This is a genomic window from Enterovirga sp. CN4-39, assembly GCF_049446235.1.
In the GTDB taxonomy this organism is placed as follows: domain Bacteria; phylum Pseudomonadota; class Alphaproteobacteria; order Rhizobiales; family Beijerinckiaceae; genus Enterovirga.
The window spans coordinates 2,800-4,675 of sequence record NZ_JBMSEF010000049.1; the positions used below are offsets into that span (position 1 = coordinate 2,800).

Consider the following 1,876-nt stretch of genomic DNA (forward strand, 5'->3'; position numbering starts at 1 on the left):
GACGTAATTGCAGCTCAGATGGCCGTCGAGGACTTCGGCAGCAAGGTCCTCGGCCGCCCGATCGAGGTGCTCAGTGCCGACCACATGAACAAAGCCGACATCGGCGCGCAGGTTGCGCGGTCCTGGTATGATCAGCAGGATGTGCAGATGATCACTGGGCTCGGCAACTCTGCTGTGGCCCTAGCCGTTCAGGAGATCACAAAGAACAAGAACCGGGTCCAAATCAGCACGTCCGCAGGAACAGCGGAACTCACCGGAAAGTCTTGTTCGCCAAACGGCGCTCATTGGGTATTCGACACTTATGCGCTCGCGCAGGTGACCGGCAAGGCGGCTGTCAGGCAAGGCGCGGACAGCTGGTATTTCATCACTGCCGACTACGCGTTCGGCCATGCTCTTGAACAAGACACCGGTACGGTCGTCCGAGCTGCTGGTGGAAAGGTACTGGGCACATCAAGGTACCCTGCTGGTTCGCCTGACTTTGCCTCTTATCTTCTCTCAGCTCAGACATCCGGAGCTAAGGTGATCGGGCTCGCTAACTCGGGTGGAGACACGATCAATTCCGTCAAGCAGGCGAACGAGTTGGGGATCACGCAAGGAGGGCAATCGCTCGTGGCCCTGCTTGCCTTCACCACGAACATCAAGGCGGCTGGGCTCACGGCGACGAAGGGGCTCATCTTCACTGAAGCATTCTACTGGGATCAGGACGACGAGACCCGGGCGTTCTCGAAACGGTTCGCTTCCCGCCACCATAACCGGCCTCCGACGAGCCTGCAGGCCGGGACATACAGCGGTACCATGCACTACCTCAAAGCTGTGGCTGCCGCTGGAACACTGGATCCAGCGACCGTCATGAAGAAGATGAGAGAGATACCCGTCAACGACTTCATGACAAAGGACGGGCGCCTGCGGGAAGACGGCCGCCTGATCCGGAACATGTACCTCCTTCAAGTCAAGGCCCCAGAGGAGTCCAAAGGGGAATGGGATCTCTTGAAAGTGCTTTCGACGGTTTCTGGCGAAGAGGCTTTCCGGCCGCTCGGTGAAGGTGGTTGCTCGCTGGGGCGTGGTTAGCTAACCACGCCGATGGCGCCCGCTTCTCGGCCTCTTGCCGGCCTTGGAGCTCGGGCAGCAGAGGGTTGCGTTGGACCTCAGACAGATGCGCGCGTTCGTCCATGTGGCGGACCAAAGAAGCTTTAGCCGGGCGGCATCTGTCCTCAGGGTCACCCAGCCGGCACTCAGCCGACAGATCCGACAACTCGAGGACGACCTCGGGACGAAACTCTTCCATCGCCACGGCCACGGCGTGGCGTTGACGAACGCGGGAGCGATTTTATTCGAAAGGTGCAAGCGCATCCTGTCGGACGTCGAGGACCTTCGAAGCGAACTTGGGCGTCAGCTTCCGCGGCCTGGAATCACCGGGACAACCACTCTCGGAGTTCCCGCTCCTATGGCGTGGCGCTTCGCTCACCCGTTTCTAAGCCGCTTCAGACAGCAGTTTCCCGGGATCACCCTACGCATCGTGGAGGGTTTCAGTGCCTTCCTGCACGAATGGCTGCTCAGCGGGACGGTAGACCTCGCGATCATGTATGGCCCGAGGCCGAGCAAGATTATCGATGCTACTGAGCTCTTGATTGAGGATCTGTTCGCGATCGGCGACCCAAAATTTGCCAATCGCAAGACTATAAGCATTGATGAACTCAGCAAATATCCCCTGATTGTGCCTCATCCGCCACATGTGATCAGGTCTCTAGCTCATGAGGCAGGATTGCAGCCTGCGCGCTTCGTGGAGGTGGATGCTCTGAGCTTGATGGTTGAGCTTGCTCATCACGGCGAAGGGTTCAGTGTGCTTCCGATGACCGCCGTCCGACAAGAGCTGATA

2 protein-coding genes are annotated in these 1,876 nt (G+C 59.0%); both read left to right on the plus strand.

The window, feature by feature from the left end:
* The coding region (locus ACO2SS_RS28665) for an ABC transporter substrate-binding protein (RefSeq protein ID WP_423281275.1) at positions 1 to 1,068 on the plus strand (1,068 nt) is incomplete at its 5' end.
* An 85-nt stretch (positions 1,069 to 1,153) separates the two neighbouring features.
* Positions 1,154 to 1,876 (plus strand): LysR family transcriptional regulator (locus ACO2SS_RS28670; RefSeq protein ID WP_423281276.1); only part of this gene is annotated, 723 nt, incomplete at its 3' end.